Genomic DNA, 16,543 nt, shown 5'->3' on the forward strand with positions numbered 1-16,543 from the left:
TCACGTGCGTAGGCCGTTCAGCAAGGGGACCGTCCCATGAACAAGCAGGATCTCGTGGCCGTCGTTGCCGAGTCGGGTGAACTGTCCAAGGCGAAGGCCGGCGACGTTCTCGACTCCGTCTTCGAGGCGATCACCAAGGCGCTGAAGAAGAAGCAGGAAGTCCGCCTCGTCGGCTTCGGCACCTTCAGCACCAGCAAGCGCAAGGCCGGCAAGGGCCGCAACCCGCGCACGGGCGAGGAGATCAAGATTCCCGCCTCGACGACGGTTCGCTTCAAGGCCGGCAAGAACCTGAAGGACGCCGTGAACTGAGCTGACGCCAGTTCGGTCTTGCAGGGCCGGCCCGCCATGCGCGGGCCGGCCCTTTTTCTTGCGCGGCGTGTCATGGCATGATGCGCCTGTGGGGCGCTTAGCTCAGAGGTAGAGCGCCTGCTTTACACGCAGGATGTCGGCGGTTCGACCCCGTCAGCGCCCACCACTTTTCCTTCCGGGGTTGGTTGACAGCCACCCGGGCGGGGCCTAAACGCCCCTACGTCTGCTGCGGGTGTAGCTCAGTCGGTTAGAGCGCCGGCCTGTCACGCCGGAGGTCGCGGGTTCGAGCCCCGTCACTCGCGCCAGACCGCACCCCTTCCTGACATTGCAAATCCGAACCGATCGCGCGGCGCAACTGCTTGTGCTGACGCGGGTTTAACTCGTCCCCCCTATGGCGGAGCGGGCCCGCCTTGCTGTATGGTGCGCCGCGTCAGAGGCGCAGTCCCGCTCCCCTGGCCCATCGCTCATCCGCCGTGGCAAAGCGGCCAGGAATGGGCGAGGCAAAAGAGTCGCCGAGGCAAAGATGACGCAGCCGTTGCTCGCCGAGTATTTCCCTATCCTCGTCTTCCTGGGGATCGCGGGAGGCATCGCCCTCGCCATGGTGGGCGGCAGCCTGCTGGTCGCGCGGCAGAAGCCCAATGCCGAGAAGCTCTCGGCCTATGAGTGCGGCTTCGCCCCCTTCGACGATACGCGCCGGCGCTTTGACGTGCGTTTCTACCTGGTCGCCATCCTCTTCATCATCTTCGACCTCGAGGTGGCCTTCCTCTTCCCCTGGGCGGTGACGCTGGGCGAGATCGGCTGGCTTGGCTTTTTCTCGATGATGGGCTTCCTCGGCGTGCTGACGGTCGGCTTCATCTATGAGTGGCGCAAGGGCGCCCTGGATTGGGAATAGGGCCATGAACGAGATCGCCTGGAACCCCGCCGGCGCGCCCCAGGATGCGGTGATCCGCGCCGTGACCGGAGAAATCGAGGAAAAGGGCTTCGTCGTCGCCAACCTCGACAAGGTGGTGAACTGGGCCCGGACCGGCTCGCTCTGGCCGATGACCTTCGGCCTCGCCTGCTGCGCCGTCCCGATGATCCACGCCTATATGGCCCGCTACGACCTCGACCGCTTCGGGATCATTCCGCGCGGCTCGCCGCGGCAGAGTGACGTGATGATCGTGGCCGGCACGCTGACCAACAAAATGGCCCCCGCGCTGCGCAAGGTCTACGACCAGATGAGCGAGCCACGCTGGGTGATCTCCATGGGCTCCTGCGCCAATGGCGGCGGCTACTACCACTACAGCTACTCGGTGGTGCGCGGCTGCGACCGCATCGTGCCGGTGGACATCTACGTCCCCGGCTGCCCGCCGACGGCCGAGGCGCTGGTTTACGGAATCCTCCAGTTGCAGAAGAAGATCCGCCGCACGGGGACCATCCTCCGTGGTTGACGCGCTCGAGAACGACATCCGCGGCCTGATCGCCGACCGCCTGCCCGTGGCCTTCACGCGCGAGCGCGGCGGCGCCGAGCTTGTGCTGCATGTGGCGCGCGATGCGCTGCTGCCGTTGATGACACTGCTGCGCGATGCACCATCGCTCGATTTCGCGCAGCTCATGGATGTCTGCGGCGTGGACTGGCCCGAGCGGCCGGAGCGATTCGAGGTGGTGTACAATCTCCTCTCGCTGACCCGGAACGAGCGCCTGCGCGTCATCACCACGACGGATGCCGAGCAGCCGGTGCCGAGCGTGGCCTCCATCTGGCCCACCGCCACCTGGTTCGAGCGCGAGACCTGGGACATGTACGGCGTGGTCTTCGCGGGCCTTGCCGATCTTCGCCGCCTGCTGACGGATTACGGCTTCGAGGGCCACCCGCTCCGCAAGGACTTCCCGCTCACCGGCTTCGTCGAGATGCGCTACGACGCCGAGGCCGGCCGCGTGGTGCAGGAGCCGGTGAAGCTCGTGCAGGACTTCCGCAATTTCGACTTCCTCAGCCCCTGGGAGGCGATGACCACGCTCCCGGGCGACGAGAAGGTGCATCTGAACCGCATCGCGCGCCCCGAGGATGAGAAGGGGGACAAGGCATGAGCGACCTCAGCCCTATCGGCGAAGTGCCGGCGAACGAGACCGAGCGCCGCATCGTCGAGATGGACAGCCACACCATCAATTTCGGCCCGCAGCACCCGGCGGCGCATGGCGTGCTGCGCCTCATCCTCGAGATGAAGGGCGAGGTGGTGGAGCGCGCCGATCCGCATATCGGGCTGCTGCACCGCGGCACCGAGAAGCTGATCGAGTACAAGACCTACCTCCAGGCGCTGCCCTATTTCGACCGGCTCGACTATGTCAGCCCGATGTGCATGGAGCACAGCTTCGCTCTGGCCACCGAGCGGCTGCTGGGCATCACGCAGGACGTGCCGGAGCGTGCGCAGTATATCCGCGTGCTCTTCGCCGAGATCACGCGCATCGCGAACCACCTGCTGAATGTCACGACCTACGCGCTGGATTGCGGCGCCATCACACCGGCGCTCTGGGGCTTCGAGCAGCGCGAGCACCTGCTCGAGATGTACGAGATGACCTCGGGTAGCCATTACCACGCCAATTACTTCCGGCCTGGCGGTGTCGCGAAGGACATCCCCGCCGCGCTGCCCGACAAGATCGAGCGCTGGATGGCGCAGTTCCCGGCCTTCCTGGATGAGTTGGAAGGGCTGCTGACGAACAACCGCATCTTCAAGCAGCGCACCGTGGATATCGGCGTGATGACGGCCGAGCAGGCGATGGAATGGGGCTTCTCCGGCCCCTGCCTGCGCGCCTCTGGCGTCGCCTGGGATCTGCGAAAGTCGCAGCCCTATGACGTCTATGACCGGATGGAGTTCGACGTGCCGGTCGGCCGCAATGGCGACTGCTATGACCGCTACCTGCTGCGCATGCAGGAGATGCGGCAGTCGCTGCGCATCATCCGCCAGTGCCTGGACCAGATGAAGCCCGGCCCCATCAAGGTGCTGGACAACAAGATCGTCCCGCCCACGCGAGGGCAGATGAAGCGCTCGATGGAAGCGCTCATCCACCACTTCAAGCTCTACACCGAGGGATATCACGTGCCTGCCGGCAGCACGTACACGGTGACCGAGGCGCCCAAGGGCGAGTTCGGCGTGTATCTGGTCGCCGACGGCACCAACAAGCCGTATCGCTGCAAGATCCGCGCACCTGGCTACGCGCATCTCCAGGCGATGGAGACGCTCAGCAAGGGTCACATGCTGGCCGATGCGGTGGCCATCATCGGCAGCCTCGACATCGTCTTCGGCGAGATCGACCGGTGAGCGACAACGCCCTGATCAGCTTCATCGGCTTCTATGTGCCGGCGCTGGTCGCGGGCGTGCTGTTCCGTTGGCTGAAGCCCGCCTGGGGCTGGACGCCGCTTTGGCTGGCGGTGATCCTCACCGCGGCCGTTTTCTTCGTGCAGAAGCTGTAAGCCCCATGAGCGAGCCGACCTCCTTCGAATTCGACGCCGAGAGCGAAGCGCAGATCGCGAAGATCCTGCCGCGCTATCCGGCCGGCAAGCAGGCCAGCGCGGTGATGCCGCTGCTTTACGTCGCGCAGAAGCAGATGGGCCGGCAGACCGGCTCCGCCTGGGTGCCGCGCATCGCCATGGACGTGATCGCCGAGCGGCTCGGCATGGCGCCGATGCGCGTCTACGAGGTCGCGACCTTCTACTTCATGTACAACACCAAGCCGATCGGGCGCTTCCACCTGCAGGTCTGCGGCACCACGCCCTGCTGGCTGCGCGGCTCGGATGATGTGCTGCGCGCCTGCAAGGATGCGGGCGCGCTGAAGGGCTATGGCGATACCAGCGCCGACGGCAATTTCACGCTGACGGAAGTCGAATGCCTGGGCGGTTGCGTGAACGCGCCGATCCTGCAGGTGGATGACGACTACTACGAGGACATGGACTACGACAGCACGGTGAGGCTGATCGAGGCGCTGAAGCGCGGCGAGCGGCCGAAGCCCGGCTCGATGATCGGCCGCCAGACGAGCGCGCCCGTTGGCGGCCCGCAGGTGCTGAACGGGGCGGAGGACTGAACCATGGCGCTCTCCGACAAGGATCGCATCTTCACCAACCTTTATGGAACGCAGCCCTGGAACCTCCAGGCCGCGCGCATGCGTGGCGATTGGGATGGCACGAAGGATCTGCTCTCGAAAGGGCGCGATGCGCTGATCGAGGAGGTGAAGAATTCCGGCCTGCGCGGCCGCGGTGGTGCCGGCTTTCCGACCGGCATGAAGTGGTCCTTCATGCCCAAGGCGCCGGTCGAGGGCCGGCCCTCCTATCTCGTCGTGAATGGCGACGAGAGCGAGCCTGGCACCTGCAAGGACCGCGACATCATCCGTCATGATCCGCACAAGCTGGTCGAGGGCTGCCTGATCGCGGGCTTCGCGATGGGCGCGGTCGCTGCCTACATCTATGTGCGCGGCGAGTACTACAACGAGATCCAGGTGCTGCAGGCCGCGATCGACGAGGCCTATGATGCCGGGCTGATCGGCAGGAACGCCTGCGGCTCGGGCTATGATTTCGACGTCTTCGTGCATCGCGGCGCCGGCGCCTATATATGCGGCGAGGAGACGGCGCTGATCGAGAGCCTGGAGGGCAAGAAGGGCATGCCGCGGCTGAAGCCGCCATTCCCCGCCGCCGTCGGCCTCTATGGTTGCCCGACCACGGTGAACAATGTCGAGACCATCGCGGTGGTTCCGACCATCCTGCGGCGCGGCGCCTCCTGGTTCTCGAGCTTCGGCCGGCCCAAGAATTCGGGCACCAAGATCTTCTGCCTGCAAGGTCATGTGAACAAGCCGTGCAACGTGGAAGCCGAGATGAGCATCCCGCTGCGCGAGCTGATCGACCGCTATGCCGGCGGCGTGCGCGGCGGCTGGGACAATCTTCTGGCGGTGATCCCCGGCGGCTCCTCCACGCCGATGATTCCCAAGGCGGTCTGCGACGACGTGCTGATGGATTTCGATGCGCTGCGCGAGCACAAGACCGGCCTGGGCACGGCAGGCGTGATCGTGATGGACAAGTCCACCGATCTCATCAAGGCGATCCAGCGTCTCAGTGCCTTCTACAAGCATGAGAGCTGCGGCCAGTGTACGCCCTGCCGCGAGGGCATGGGCTGGGTGAACCGCGTGATGCTGCGCATGGTGGAAGGCCGCGCCGAGATCGAGGAGATCGACGTGCTGGAGCAGGTGACGCGGCAGATTGAGGGCCACACCATCTGCGCGCTGGCCGATGGCGGCGTCTGGCCGGTACAGGGCCTGATCCGCCACTTCCGCCCGATGATGGAAGAGCGCATCGCCGCCTACAAGGCGCGCAACAACCTGCCCATGGCGGCGGAGTAAGCAGCATGGCCAAGGTCACCATTGACGGCATCGAGGTCGAGGTCCCCAACGGGTCCTCCGTGCTGCAGGCCTGCGAGGCCGCGGGCAAGGAAATCCCGCGCTTCTGCTATCATGAGCGCCTCTCGGTCGCCGGCAATTGCCGCATGTGCCTGGTGGAAGTGGAGAAGGCGCCGAAGCCCGTCGCCTCCTGCGCCTACCCCGTCATGGACGGCATGAAGGTCTTCACCGACACGCCGGTGGTGCGCAATGCGCGGCGCGGCGTGATGGAATTCCTGCTGATCAACCATCCGCTCGATTGCCCGATCTGCGACCAGGGCGGCGAATGCGACCTGCAGGACCAGGCCATGTCCTACGGCAAGGATGGCAGCCGGTATCACGAGCAGAAGCGTTCGGTGAAGGACAAGTATGTCGGCCCGCTGATCAAGACGGTGATGAACCGCTGCATCCATTGCACGCGCTGCATCCGCTTCGCCGCCGAAGTGGCCGGCGTGCCGGAAATGGGTGCGACGGGCCGTGGCGAGAACATGGAAGTCGGCACCTATGTCGAGAAGGCGCTCTCGAGCGAACTCTCCGGCAACCTGATCGACCTCTGCCCGGTCGGCGCGCTGACCAGCCGGCCCTATGCCTTCGTCTCCCGGCCCTGGGAGCTCTCGAAGACGGACAGCGTGGATGTGCTGGACGCCACGGGGGCTGCCATCCGCGTGGATGTGCGCGGCGGCGAGGTGCTGCGCATGCTGCCCCGTGTGAATGACGACGTGAACGAGGAATGGCTGGGCGACCGCTCGCGCTTCTCCTTCGATGGGCTCAAGCGCAAGCGGCTGGACCGCCCCTGGGTGCGGCGCGATGGCCAGCTCAAGCCGGCGTCCTGGGCCGAGGCCTTCGGCGCCATCGTGCAGAATGTCCGCGGCCAGCGCATCGGTGCCATCGCGGGCGACACGATGGATGCGGAGAGCCTCTTTGCGCTGAAGGCGATGCTGAACGCCATGGGCAGCAAGCACCTGGATGCGCGGCAGGACGGCGCTAAGCTCGATGCCTCACGCCCTGACTACTACCTGTTCAATTCCAGCATCGCCGGGATCGAGGAGGCGGACGCCATCCTCCTCATCGGCAGCAATCCGCGCGTCGAGGCGCCGGTGATCAATGCGCGCATCCGCAAGCGCTGGGTCGCGGGCGGCATGCGCGTGGGCGTGATCGGCGAGGCGGTGGACCTGACCTACCCTGCCACGCATCTGGGCCAAGGCCCCGCCGATTTCGCGGCGGGTGCGGAGTTCCTGAAGGGTGCGGCCAAGCCCATGGTCATCCTGGGCCGTGGCGCTCTGGCGCGGGAGGATGGCGCGGCCGTGCTCTCCTCCGCCTGGGAACTCGCCAAGGGCGCGGAGGCGCTGCGCGAGGATTGGCATGGCTTCAACCTGCTGCACCAGTTCGGCGGCCAGGTGGCGGCGCTCGACCTCGGCTTCGTGCCGGGTGTGGGCGGCCTCGACATGGCGGGCATGCTGGCGGGCGGTGTGGATGCGCTCTGGCTGCTGGGCGCGGATGGCTTCGACGTTGCGCGCATCAAGCCCGGCACCTTCGTGGTCTACCAGGGCCATCATGGCGAGGCCGCGGCCGCGCGCGCCGATGTGATCCTGCCTGGTGCGGCCTATACCGAGAAGGATGGCACCTACGTCAACACCGAAGGCCGCGTGCAACGGGGCCGCATGGCCGTGCTGCCGCCGGGCGAGGCGCGGGAGGATTGGCGCATCATCCGCGCCGCCTCGCAATTCCTCGGCGTGACGCTGCCCTTCGACACGCTGGAGGCGCTGCGCGCCGAGATGGCCGCCGCGCATCCGGTGTTCGCGCGGCTCGACCAGGCGCCGCTGCCGGGCTGCACCGATGATACCGGCCCGGAAGCCACGGGCGGGCTGAGCGCCGCACCCTTCGGCCTGCCGATCCGTAACTACTGGCAGGTGGACCCCATCACGCGGGCCAGCTCCACCATGGCGGAATGCGCGGCCACCTATCTGCGCCCGGCGCTGGCGGCGGAGTGAGCGCATGACGGATTTCCTCAACTCCCCGATCGGCGTGCTGGCGCTCACGGTGGCGCAGGCGCTGGCGCTGCTGGTGCCGATCCTGGTCGCCGTCGCCTACCTCACCTGGGCCGAGCGCAAGGTGCTGGGTGCCATGCAGATGCGGCGCGGCCCCAACGTGGTCGGCCCCTTCGGCCTGCTGCAGCCCTTCGCCGACGCGCTGAAGATGCTGATGAAGGAAACCATCATTCCTTCCGGCGCCTCGCGCGGGCTCTTCATCCTGGCGCCGATGCTCACCTTCATCCTGGCCATGATGGCCTGGGCGGTGATTCCTGTGAATGACGGCTGGGCGATCGCCGACATCAATGTCGGCATCCTCTATCTCTTCGCCATCTCCTCGCTGGGCGTCTACGGCATCATCATCGCGGGCTGGGCGTCCAACTCGAAATACGCCTTCCTGGGCGCGCTGCGTTCGGCGGCGCAGATGGTCTCCTACGAAGTCTCGATGGGCTTCGTGATCGTGACCGTGCTGCTCTGCGTGGGCTCGCTGAACCTGACGGAGATCGTGCGCGCGCAGGAGAACCTTTGGTTCGCCATCCCGCTGTTTCCGATGTTCGTCATCTTCTTCATCAGCACGCTGGCCGAGACCAACCGCGCCCCCTTCGACCTGCCCGAGGGCGAGAGTGAGCTGGTGGCCGGCTTCTTCGTCGAATACAGCTCGATGAGTTTCGCGCTGTTCTTCCTTGGCGAATACGCGAACATGATCCTGATGTCCGCGCTGACCACCATCCTCTTCCTCGGAGGCTGGTATCCGCCGCTCGACATCGCGCCGCTGAACTGGATCCCGGGCCCGGTGTGGTTCGCGCTGAAGGTGGCGGCACTGCTCTTCGTCTTCATATGGGTGCGCGCGACCTTCCCGCGCTATCGCTATGACCAGCTGATGCGCCTGGGCTGGAAGGTCTTCCTGCCCTTCAGCCTGGTCTGGCTGGTGCTGACCGCGGCCTTCCTCAAGCTCACAGGGTTGCTCCCCGCATGACCGGTCTCGACCGCTTCGCGCGCTCCTTCCTGCTGGCCGAGCTGGTCTCGGGCATGGCGCAGACCCTGCGCCAGTTCTTCAGCCGCAAGGTGACGCTGAACTACCCCTACGAGAAGACGCCGCTCTCGCCGCGCTTCAAGGGCGAGCACGCGCTGCGCCGCTACCCGAATGGCGAGGAACGCTGCATCGCCTGCAAACTCTGCGAGGCGGTCTGCCCCGCCCAGGCCATCACGATCGAGGCCGAACCGCGCGAGGACGGCTCCCGCCGCACCACGCGCTACGACATCGACATGACGAAGTGCATCTATTGCGGCATGTGCGAGGAAGCCTGCCCGGTGGACGCCATCGTCGAGGGGCCGAACGCGGAATTCGCGACCGAAACCCGCGAGGAGCTGATGTACGACAAGGATCGCCTGCTCGCGAATGGCGACCGGTGGGAGAGCGTTCTCGCCAAGCGCCTCGAACTGGATGCACCCTACCGATGATCGCCGGCCTCGCCTTCTACCTCTTCGCCTTCATCCTCATCGCCTCCGCGGTGATGGTGGTGACGTCGCGCAACCCCGTCTATTCGGTGCTCTACCTCATCCTCGCCTTCTTCAACGCGGCGGCGCTCTTCCTGATCGCGGGCGCGGAGTTCCTGGCGATGATCCTGGTCATCGTCTATGTCGGTGCGGTCGCGGTCCTGTTCCTCTTCGTCGTGATGATGCTCGACATCGACTTCGCGCAGATGCGCGAGGGCTTCCAGCGCTACCTCCCTGTGGGCGCGGTGATCGGCGGCATTCTTTTCCTCGAACTTCTGCTGGTGCTGGGCGCATGGCGCTTCGCGGCCGATGTGGGTGACCTGCGGCTCTCGCCGACGCCGGCGGGTGTGTCCAATACCGAGGCGCTGGGGCGCGTCATCTACACGGACTACATCTACCTCTTCCAGGCTTCCGGCCTGATCCTGCTGGTCGCCATGATCGGCGCCATCGTGCTGACGCTGCGCGACAAGCCGACGGCCCGCCGCCAGAACATCGCCGAGCAGATCGCCCGCTCCTCCGAGGTGGTCATGGCGCAGCCGGCCGTCGGTGCCGGCATCAACCGCGCGGAAATCCTCCGACCGTTACCGCCGCCCGTCGCGGAAAAGCCGAAGCCCGTGGCGCATGAAGGGGGGCACCACTGATGCTGGCCATCGGCCTGGCCCACTACCTCACGGTGGGCGCCATTCTCTTCGTGCTGGGCGTGCTCGGCATCTTCATGAACCGCAAGAACGTCATCGTCATCCTGATGAGCGTGGAGCTCATCCTGCTCGCGGTGAATTTGAACTTCGTGGCCTTCTCGGCTCGGCTCGATGATCTCACGGGCCAGGTCTTCGCCATGTTCATCCTGACCGTTGCCGCCGCCGAGGCGGCGATCGGGCTTGCCATTGTCGTCATCTACTTCCGAAACCGGGGCAGCATCGAGGTCGATGACGTCTCGGCCCTGAAAGGCTGACCCGATGTTCGTCGGAGCCATCTTCTTCCCCCTGCTGGGCGCCTGCATCAGCGGCTTCTTCGGCCGCTGGATCGGCGACCGTGCGGCCATGTGGTCCACCGTGGTCTGCATGGCGCTGGCCGCCATCTGCGGCAGCATGGCCTTCTTCCAGGTGGCCCTCGGCGGCACGCCCGCCACCGTCACCCTCTTCACCTGGATGGATGTGGGCGAGCTCGAATTCGCCTGGGCGCTGCGCTACGACACGCTGAGCGCGATCATGGTCGGCATGGTGACGCTGATCTCCACGCTGATCCATCTCTACTCCGTGGGCTACATGTCGCATGACGCGACGCCGAGCCGCTTCTTCGCCTATCTCAGCCTCTTCACCTTCATGATGCTGATGCTGGTGACGGCGGACAATCTGGTGCAGCTCTTCTTCGGCTGGGAGGGTGTCGGCCTCGCGAGCTACCTGCTCATCGGCTACTGGTACGAGAAGGAGAGTGCGAACGCCGCCGCGATGAAGGCCTTCATCGTGAACCGCGTGGGCGACGTCTTCTTCATGCTCGGCATGGCGCTGACCTTCTTGGTCTTCGGCAGCCTCGAGTTCAACACGATCTTCGCCGCCGCCGCTTCCAAGGTGGATGAGACCTTCCTCGGCCTGCCGGCGCTGGAACTGATCGGCGTGCTGCTCTTCCTCGGCGCCTGCGGGAAGTCTGCGCAGCTCGGCCTGCACACATGGCTGCCGGACGCGATGGAGGGCCCCACGCCCGTCTCCGCGCTGATCCATGCAGCGACCATGGTGACCGCTGGCGTCTTCCTGATCTGCCGCATGTCCCCGGTGATGGAATACGCGCCGGTGGCGCTCGCCATCGTCACCGTGGTGGGCGCGTCCACCGCGCTGTTCGCCGCGACGATCGGCTGCGTGCAGAACGACATCAAGCGCATCATCGCCTACTCCACCTGCTCGCAGCTCGGCTACATGTTCTTCGCCGCCGGCGTGGGCCTCTACCAGGCGGCGATGTTTCACCTCTTCACCCATGCCTTCTTCAAGGCGTTGCTCTTCCTGGGCGCGGGTTCGGTCATCCATGCGATGTCGGATGAGCAGGACATCCGGAAGATGGGCGGCATCTGGAAGAAGATCCCGGTCACCTACCTGGTGATGTGGATCGGCTCGCTTGCGCTGGCCGGCATTCCGATCTTCGCGGGTTACTACTCGAAGGACGCGATCCTGGAGGGCGCGGTGGCCGCCGGTTCCGTTGTGGGTTCCTACGCCTTCGCCTGCGGCGTCCTCGCGGCCTTCCTCACCGCCTTCTACTCCTGGCGCCTCCTCATCCTGACCTTCCACGGCAAGCCGCGGGCGGATCACCACACCATGGAGCATGTGCATGAGAGCCCGCTCGTCATGCTCATCCCGCTGCTGGTGCTCTCGGCGGGTGCCATCACCACGGGCTTCGTCTTCGCGCCCTACTTCATCGGCGACCATGCGACGGCCTTCTGGAACGGCGCGATCTTCAACCTGCCGGCCAAGCACATGATGGAGGCGCTGCACCACGCGCCGCATTGGGTGCCGACGCTCGCGAAGGCGGTGGCCATCAGCGGCATCGCGCTCGCCGTGGTCGTCTACGGCTTCATGCCCCAGCTTCCGGGCCGCGTGGCTGCCATGGCCCCGCGCGCCTATCAGTTCCTGCTGAACAAGTGGTACTTCGACGAGCTGTATGACCGCATCTTCGTCCAGCCCGCGCGCCGCATGGCGGTGCAGCTCTGGCAGGTGGGCGATGTGCGGATCATCGACGGCATGCCGAACGGGGCGGCCAGCATGGCGGCCACCACCGCGCGCGGCGTGGTGCGGCTGCAGACGGGGCGGGTGGCGAACTACGCCTTCGCCATGATCATCGGCCTCGTCCTCTTCGTCTCACTCTATCTGATGGGGCGCTGAGCGATGGGCTTCCCGCTTCTCTCCCTGATCACCTTCCTGCCCCTGCTGGGTGCCGCCATCATCATGTGCGTGCGCGGCGAGGAGCAGGTGGTCGCCAGCAATGCGCGCTGGACGGCGCTCTGGACCAGCCTCATCACCTTCGGGCTCTCGCTCATCCTCTGGGTGCAGTTCGACAAGACGAGCGTGGACTACCAGTTCGTCGAGCAGCTCGCCTGGCTGCCGGAATTCGGCGTCTCCTACATCATGGGCGTGGATGGCATCTCCGTCCTGTTCATCCTGCTTTCCACCCTGCTGACGCCCATCTGCATCCTCGCCTCCTGGGAGAGCGTGCAGAACCGCGTGCGCGAATACATGGTCGCCTTCCTCATTCTGGAGACGATGATGGTGGGCATGTTCGCGGCCCTCGACTTCATGCTCTTCTACATCTTCTTCGAGGCCGTCCTGATCCCGATGTTCCTTATCATCGGCATCTGGGGCGGCGCGCGGCGGGTCTACGCCTCCTACAAGTTCTTCCTCTACACGCTGCTCGGCTCGGTGCTGATGCTGCTGGCCATCATCACGATCTGGTACCAGGCGGGCACGACGAACATCGTCGAGCTGGCCGAGTACGACATTCCCTTCAACATGCAGGTCTGGCTGTTCCTCGCCTTCTTCGCCTCCTTCGCGGTGAAGGTGCCGATGTGGCCGGTGCACACCTGGCTGCCCGACGCCCACGTGGAAGCCCCGACCGCGGGCTCGGTCATCCTGGCCGGCGTGCTGCTGAAGATGGGCGCCTATGGCTTCCTGCGCTTCAGCCTGCCGCTGCTGCCGGAGGCCAGCCTCTACTTCGCGCCCTTCATCTATGTGCTGAGCATCGTGGCCGTAGTCTACACCAGCCTCGTCGCCCTCGCGCAGACCGACATGAAGAAGCTGATCGCCTATTCCTCGGTGGCCCACATGGGCATCGTGACGCTGGGCATCTTCACCTTTAACCAGCAGGGCATCGAGGGCGCTCTCTTCACGATGCTGAGCCATGGCGTGGTCTCCGGCGCGCTCTTCCTCTGCGTGGGCGTGCTCTATGACCGCGTCCACAGCCGTGAGATCGCGCGTTACGGCGGTGTGGCCAAGATCATGCCCGCCTATGCGCTGATCTTCATGCTCTTCACCATGGCGTCCGTGGCCCTGCCGGGCACGGCGGGCTTCCCCGGCGAGTTCCTGGTCATCCTGGGCGCCTGGGCGGTGAACCCCTGGGTCGCCTTCGGCGCGGCGCTCGGCATGATCCTGGGCGCGGCCTACATGCTGTTCCTCTATCGCCGGGTCGCCTTCGGGCGGATCATCCGCGACGACCTGAAGTCCCTGCTGGACCTCAGCCCGCGGGAATATGCCATCTTCGCGCCGCTCATCGCGCTGACGCTCTGGATGGGCATCTACCCGCAATCCTTCCTCTCCTTCTTCTCGGTGACGGTGGCGGAACTGGTGCAGGAGCACCAGGCCGCGATCGGCGCCGCTTCGCGTCTGGCAGGCCTCTGATGAACTGGACCCTTGCCCTCCCGGAACTGGCGCTGGCGCTCTCGGGCCTCGCGATCCTCGTCTTCGGCGTGATCCCGAAGCGCGACATGACCTTCCCCTGCACCATGCTGGTGCTGGGCGCCTTCCTGCTGGCGGGCGTACTGGTGCTGGCCCAGGGCGAGGGCACGGCCTTCGCAGGCCAATACGTCGCCGACGCCTTCTCCGGCTTCATGAAGCTGCTGGCGCTCGCCGCCGCCGCGCTCGGCCTGCTGCTGGCGCTGGACTGGAACGAGAGGGAGAGGCTTTCGCGCTTCGAATTCCCGGTGCTGGTCCTCTTCGCCACCCTCGGCATGATGGTCATGATCTCGGCGAATGACCTGATGAGCCTCTATCTCGGGCTCGAACTGCTTTCGCTGCCGCTCTACGTGCTCGCCTCCTTCGACCGCGACAATGGCCGCTCGGCCGAGGCGGGCCTCAAGTATTTCGTGCTGGGCGCTCTGGCCTCGGGCCTGATGCTCTACGGCGCCTCGCTGGTCTATGGCTTCGCGGGCACGACCAATTTCGATCGCCTCGCCGACGCGCTCTCCTCGCCGCAGGATGTGTCGAACGGCGTGGTCGTCGGCATCATCTTCATCATCGCCGCCATGGCCTTCAAGATCGCGGCCGTGCCCTTCCACATGTGGACGCCCGACGTCTATGAGGGCGCGCCCACGCCGGTGACGGCCTTCTTCGCATCCGCCCCCAAGGTGGCGGCCGTGGCGCTGCTGGTCCGCATCCTGGCCGGGCCCTTCAGTGACGTGGTGGGCCAGTGGCAGCAGGTGATCGTGCTGGCCTCGCTCGGCTCCATGATCCTGGGCGCCTTCGCCGCGATCGGGCAGACCAACATCAAGCGCCTGATGGCCTATTCCTCCATCGGCCATGTCGGCTTCACGCTGATGGGCCTGGCCGTGGGCGGCGAGAGCGGCCTGCGCGGCGTGCTGGTCTACATGGCCATCTACATCGCCATGAACATCGGCGCCTTCGCGGTCCTCATCGCCATGCGGCGCGACGGGCGCGCTGTGGAGGGCGTGGAGGATCTGGCGGGCCTCGGCCGCAGCGATCCCGGCATGGCGATGGCCATGGCGATCTTCATGTTCTCCATGGCGGGCATCCCGCCACTGGCAGGCTTCTTCGCCAAGCTTTACGTGCTGCTGCCCGCCATCGAGCAGGGCTTCTGGCTGCTGGCGGTGGTGGCCGTGCTCTCTTCCGTGGTGTCGGCCTACTACTACCTCCGCATCGTGAAGGTGATGTATTTCGACCCGGCCAAGCCGGCCTTCGATGCGCGGCCCACGGGCGTCTCGGTCGTGCTGGCGGGCACGGGCGCCTTCACGCTCTTCTTCTTCCTGTTCCCGGCGCCGCTGCTGGCGGCCGCGCGGCAGGCCGTGGCGGCGCTGATCGGGTGAGGGGCGGCTTCCGCCTCCAGATCCATGACAGCCTGCCCAGCACGCAAAGCCTGCTGACCGAGCGGGCCGAGCGGGGTGAGGCCGCCGGCCTCGCGATCCTGGCGCGGCGGCAGACGGCGGGCAGGGGGCGGGCGGGCCGCGCCTGGAACTCCCAGGCCGGCAATCTGCACATCTCCATCCTGATCCGGCCCATGGCTTCGGCCCGGGACATCGCGGGCTACGCGCTGCTCGCGGCCGTCGCCCTGCACGACGCCGCCCGCCACCACGCCCCCGGCCGGGCGCTGACGCTGAAATGGCCCAATGACCTGATGGAGAGCGGCGCCAAGCTCGCCGGCATCCTCTCCGAGGCGGCACTGGATGAGCGCGGCGGCATCGCGCATCTGATCTTCGGGATCGGCGTGAACCTGGCCCATGCGCCGGTGGTGGAGGGCAGGGCGGTCGCCGCCCTCGGCGCCATCCCGCCGGAGGATGTCGCCGCCACCTTGCTGGAGCGCCTGGCCCATTGGCTGGCGCTGCGCGAGGCCGGAGGCTTCGCCCCCATCCGCGCCGCCTGGATGGAGCGCGGCCCTGAGCGCGGCTCACGCATGACGTTGCGGCACGGCGACAAGCCGGTCACGGGAAGCTACGAAGGGCTCGCCGAGGATGGCGGGCTCCTGCTCGCCACGGCCGGAGGCCCGATGGTGTTCCATGCGGGCGAGGTGATGGAACGACCCGATGCTTCTCGCGATTGACGCCGGCAACACCAATGTCGTCTTCGCCGTGCATGACGGCACGGAGTGGCGCGGCCGCTGGCGCATCGCGACCGATCCCAACCGCACCAGCGACGAATACGCCGTCTGGCTGCTGGCGCTGATGCAACATGCGGGGCTGCGCCCGGCCGATGTGCAGCGCTGCGTCATCGGCACCGTGGTGCCCGTGGCACTCTACAATCTCCGCCGCCTTTGCCGCGACTGGTTCGGGAATGAGCCGCTGGTGGCGCGCTCCGTGCTCAACTGGGGGTTCGAGATCAAGGTGGACCAGCCGCAGGAGGTGGGCGCCGACCGCCTGCTGAACGCGCTCGCCGCCCATCACCACTACCGGGGGCCGCTCATCGTCATTGATTTCGGCACGGCCACCACCTTCGACGTGGTGGATGGCACGGGCGCCTATCAGGGCGGCGTGATCGCGCCCGGGATCAACCTCTCCATCGAGGCGCTGCACCGCGCCGCCGCCCGGCTGCCGCGCATCGGCATCGGCCGGCCCCAGGCGGCGATTGGCCGCAACACCGTCTCGGCCATGCAGTCGGGCATCTTCTGGGGCTATGTCGGCATGATCGAGGGGATCGTCGCCCGCATCCGCGCCGAGGTGGACCTGCCGCGGATGAAGGTCATCGCGACCGGGGGCCTGGCACCCCTGCTGGCCGAGGGCACCACCCTGATCGAACGCATCGACCCCGACATCACGCTGGAGGGACTTCGCCTGTTGGCGGAACGCAACCCCAGCCCCATCTCTCAAAAAGACCTTTTGTGAAATCATC

The 16,543-nt window shown here is 66.3% G+C and carries 18 protein-coding genes and 2 tRNA genes; all 20 read left to right on the forward strand.

Annotated features, from left to right (window positions below):
• Positions 1-36 precede the first annotated feature (36 nt).
• The 20 genes from ACQ860_RS21885 (at position 37) to ACQ860_RS21980 (ending at position 16,536) form a co-directional block, all read left to right on the forward strand.
• Entirely contained in the window at positions 37-309 is a 273-nt protein-coding gene (locus ACQ860_RS21885; protein ID WP_213612654.1) for an HU family DNA-binding protein, read from the forward strand.
• 91 nt (positions 310-400) lie between these two features.
• Positions 401-475 (forward strand) — tRNA-Val (locus ACQ860_RS21890).
• 62 nt (positions 476-537) lie between these two features.
• A tRNA-Asp gene (locus ACQ860_RS21895) sits at positions 538-614 on the forward strand.
• Between the two features lie 218 nt (positions 615-832).
• Positions 833-1,201: an NADH-quinone oxidoreductase subunit A gene (locus ACQ860_RS21900; protein ID WP_213612655.1), complete on the forward strand. Its 369-nt coding sequence runs from the start codon at positions 833-835 to the stop codon at positions 1,199-1,201.
• 4 nt (positions 1,202-1,205) lie between these two features.
• Positions 1,206-1,739, forward strand: coding sequence for a NuoB/complex I 20 kDa subunit family protein (locus ACQ860_RS21905; protein WP_249732032.1), 534 nt, complete (start codon positions 1,206-1,208; stop codon positions 1,737-1,739).
• Between the two features lie 40 nt (positions 1,740-1,779).
• Positions 1,780-2,373, forward strand: coding sequence for an NADH-quinone oxidoreductase subunit C (locus ACQ860_RS21910; RefSeq protein ID WP_431305803.1), 594 nt, complete (start codon positions 1,780-1,782; stop codon positions 2,371-2,373).
• A complete protein-coding gene (locus tag ACQ860_RS21915) occupies positions 2,370-3,602 on the forward strand; it encodes an NADH-quinone oxidoreductase subunit D (RefSeq protein WP_431305425.1) in 1,233 nt (410 codons plus the stop codon). Before ACQ860_RS21910 ends, ACQ860_RS21915 begins: the two co-directional genes overlap by 4 nt.
• On the forward strand, positions 3,599-3,754 hold the full coding sequence (locus ACQ860_RS21920; RefSeq protein ID WP_213612659.1) for a hypothetical protein: 156 nt from the start codon (positions 3,599-3,601) through the stop codon (positions 3,752-3,754). Before ACQ860_RS21915 ends, ACQ860_RS21920 begins: the two co-directional genes overlap by 4 nt.
• A gap of 5 nt (positions 3,755-3,759) precedes the next feature.
• Positions 3,760-4,362: a complex I 24 kDa subunit family protein gene (locus ACQ860_RS21925; RefSeq protein WP_431305426.1), complete on the forward strand. Its 603-nt coding sequence runs from the start codon at positions 3,760-3,762 to the stop codon at positions 4,360-4,362.
• Positions 4,363-4,365: 3 nt separating this feature from the next.
• Positions 4,366-5,667: an NADH-quinone oxidoreductase subunit NuoF gene (nuoF, locus tag ACQ860_RS21930; protein WP_431305427.1), complete on the forward strand. Its 1,302-nt coding sequence runs from the start codon at positions 4,366-4,368 to the stop codon at positions 5,665-5,667.
• A 5-nt stretch (positions 5,668-5,672) separates the two neighbouring features.
• Positions 5,673-7,694, forward strand: a complete 2,022-nt coding sequence (gene nuoG / locus ACQ860_RS21935) for an NADH-quinone oxidoreductase subunit NuoG (RefSeq protein ID WP_431305428.1) — start codon at positions 5,673-5,675, stop codon at positions 7,692-7,694.
• A gap of 4 nt (positions 7,695-7,698) precedes the next feature.
• Positions 7,699-8,709 carry an NADH-quinone oxidoreductase subunit NuoH gene (gene nuoH, locus ACQ860_RS21940; protein ID WP_431305429.1) on the forward strand — a complete coding sequence of 337 codons (1,011 nt, stop codon included), beginning with the start codon at positions 7,699-7,701 and terminating at the stop codon, positions 8,707-8,709.
• Positions 8,706-9,194, forward strand: a complete 489-nt coding sequence (gene nuoI / locus ACQ860_RS21945) for an NADH-quinone oxidoreductase subunit NuoI (RefSeq protein WP_431305430.1) — start codon at positions 8,706-8,708, stop codon at positions 9,192-9,194. The genes nuoH and nuoI overlap by 4 nt, the downstream gene beginning before the upstream one ends.
• Positions 9,191-9,871: an NADH-quinone oxidoreductase subunit J gene (locus tag ACQ860_RS21950; RefSeq protein ID WP_431305431.1), complete on the forward strand. Its 681-nt coding sequence runs from the start codon at positions 9,191-9,193 to the stop codon at positions 9,869-9,871. Before nuoI ends, ACQ860_RS21950 begins: the two co-directional genes overlap by 4 nt.
• The gene (gene nuoK / locus ACQ860_RS21955) at positions 9,871-10,182 is read left to right on the forward strand and encodes an NADH-quinone oxidoreductase subunit NuoK (RefSeq protein ID WP_431305432.1); all 312 of its coding nucleotides are present in this window, start codon (positions 9,871-9,873) and stop codon (positions 10,180-10,182) included. Before ACQ860_RS21950 ends, nuoK begins: the two co-directional genes overlap by 1 nt.
• A gap of 4 nt (positions 10,183-10,186) precedes the next feature.
• Positions 10,187-12,097: an NADH-quinone oxidoreductase subunit L gene (gene nuoL, locus ACQ860_RS21960; protein ID WP_431305433.1), complete on the forward strand. Its 1,911-nt coding sequence runs from the start codon at positions 10,187-10,189 to the stop codon at positions 12,095-12,097.
• A gap of 3 nt (positions 12,098-12,100) precedes the next feature.
• A complete protein-coding gene (locus ACQ860_RS21965; RefSeq protein WP_431305434.1) occupies positions 12,101-13,606 on the forward strand; it encodes an NADH-quinone oxidoreductase subunit M in 1,506 nt (501 codons plus the stop codon).
• The gene (gene nuoN / locus ACQ860_RS21970; protein WP_431305435.1) at positions 13,606-15,027 is read left to right on the forward strand and encodes an NADH-quinone oxidoreductase subunit NuoN; all 1,422 of its coding nucleotides are present in this window, start codon (positions 13,606-13,608) and stop codon (positions 15,025-15,027) included. The genes ACQ860_RS21965 and nuoN overlap by 1 nt, the downstream gene beginning before the upstream one ends.
• Positions 15,024-15,758, forward strand: coding sequence for a biotin--[acetyl-CoA-carboxylase] ligase (locus tag ACQ860_RS21975; RefSeq protein ID WP_431305436.1), 735 nt, complete (start codon positions 15,024-15,026; stop codon positions 15,756-15,758). The genes nuoN and ACQ860_RS21975 overlap by 4 nt, the downstream gene beginning before the upstream one ends.
• On the forward strand, positions 15,742-16,536 hold the full coding sequence (locus ACQ860_RS21980; RefSeq protein ID WP_431305437.1) for a type III pantothenate kinase: 795 nt from the start codon (positions 15,742-15,744) through the stop codon (positions 16,534-16,536). The genes ACQ860_RS21975 and ACQ860_RS21980 overlap by 17 nt, the downstream gene beginning before the upstream one ends.
• Positions 16,537-16,543 lie beyond the last annotated feature (7 nt).

This window comes from Sediminicoccus sp. BL-A-41-H5 (assembly GCF_050632405.1).
Classification (GTDB): Bacteria; Pseudomonadota; Alphaproteobacteria; order Acetobacterales; family Acetobacteraceae; genus Roseococcus.

Coding starts and splice junctions, on each gene's coding strand:
- ACQ860_RS21885 (WP_213612654.1), top strand. CDS start 37: ATGAACAAGCAGGATCTCGTGGCCGTCGTTGCCGAGTCGGGTGAACTG.
- ACQ860_RS21900 (WP_213612655.1), top strand. CDS start 833: ATGACGCAGCCGTTGCTCGCCGAGTATTTCCCTATCCTCGTCTTCCTG.
- ACQ860_RS21905 (WP_249732032.1), top strand. CDS start 1,206: ATGAACGAGATCGCCTGGAACCCCGCCGGCGCGCCCCAGGATGCGGTG.
- ACQ860_RS21915 (WP_431305425.1), top strand. CDS start 2,370: ATGAGCGACCTCAGCCCTATCGGCGAAGTGCCGGCGAACGAGACCGAG.
- ACQ860_RS21925 (WP_431305426.1), top strand. CDS start 3,760: ATGAGCGAGCCGACCTCCTTCGAATTCGACGCCGAGAGCGAAGCGCAG.
- nuoF (WP_431305427.1), top strand. CDS start 4,366: ATGGCGCTCTCCGACAAGGATCGCATCTTCACCAACCTTTATGGAACG.
- nuoG (WP_431305428.1), top strand. CDS start 5,673: ATGGCCAAGGTCACCATTGACGGCATCGAGGTCGAGGTCCCCAACGGG.
- nuoH (WP_431305429.1), top strand. CDS start 7,699: ATGACGGATTTCCTCAACTCCCCGATCGGCGTGCTGGCGCTCACGGTG.
- nuoI (WP_431305430.1), top strand. CDS start 8,706: ATGACCGGTCTCGACCGCTTCGCGCGCTCCTTCCTGCTGGCCGAGCTG.
- ACQ860_RS21950 (WP_431305431.1), top strand. CDS start 9,191: ATGATCGCCGGCCTCGCCTTCTACCTCTTCGCCTTCATCCTCATCGCC.
- nuoK (WP_431305432.1), top strand. CDS start 9,871: ATGCTGGCCATCGGCCTGGCCCACTACCTCACGGTGGGCGCCATTCTC.
- nuoL (WP_431305433.1), top strand. CDS start 10,187: ATGTTCGTCGGAGCCATCTTCTTCCCCCTGCTGGGCGCCTGCATCAGC.
- ACQ860_RS21965 (WP_431305434.1), top strand. CDS start 12,101: ATGGGCTTCCCGCTTCTCTCCCTGATCACCTTCCTGCCCCTGCTGGGT.
- nuoN (WP_431305435.1), top strand. CDS start 13,606: ATGAACTGGACCCTTGCCCTCCCGGAACTGGCGCTGGCGCTCTCGGGC.
- ACQ860_RS21980 (WP_431305437.1), top strand. CDS start 15,742: ATGCTTCTCGCGATTGACGCCGGCAACACCAATGTCGTCTTCGCCGTG.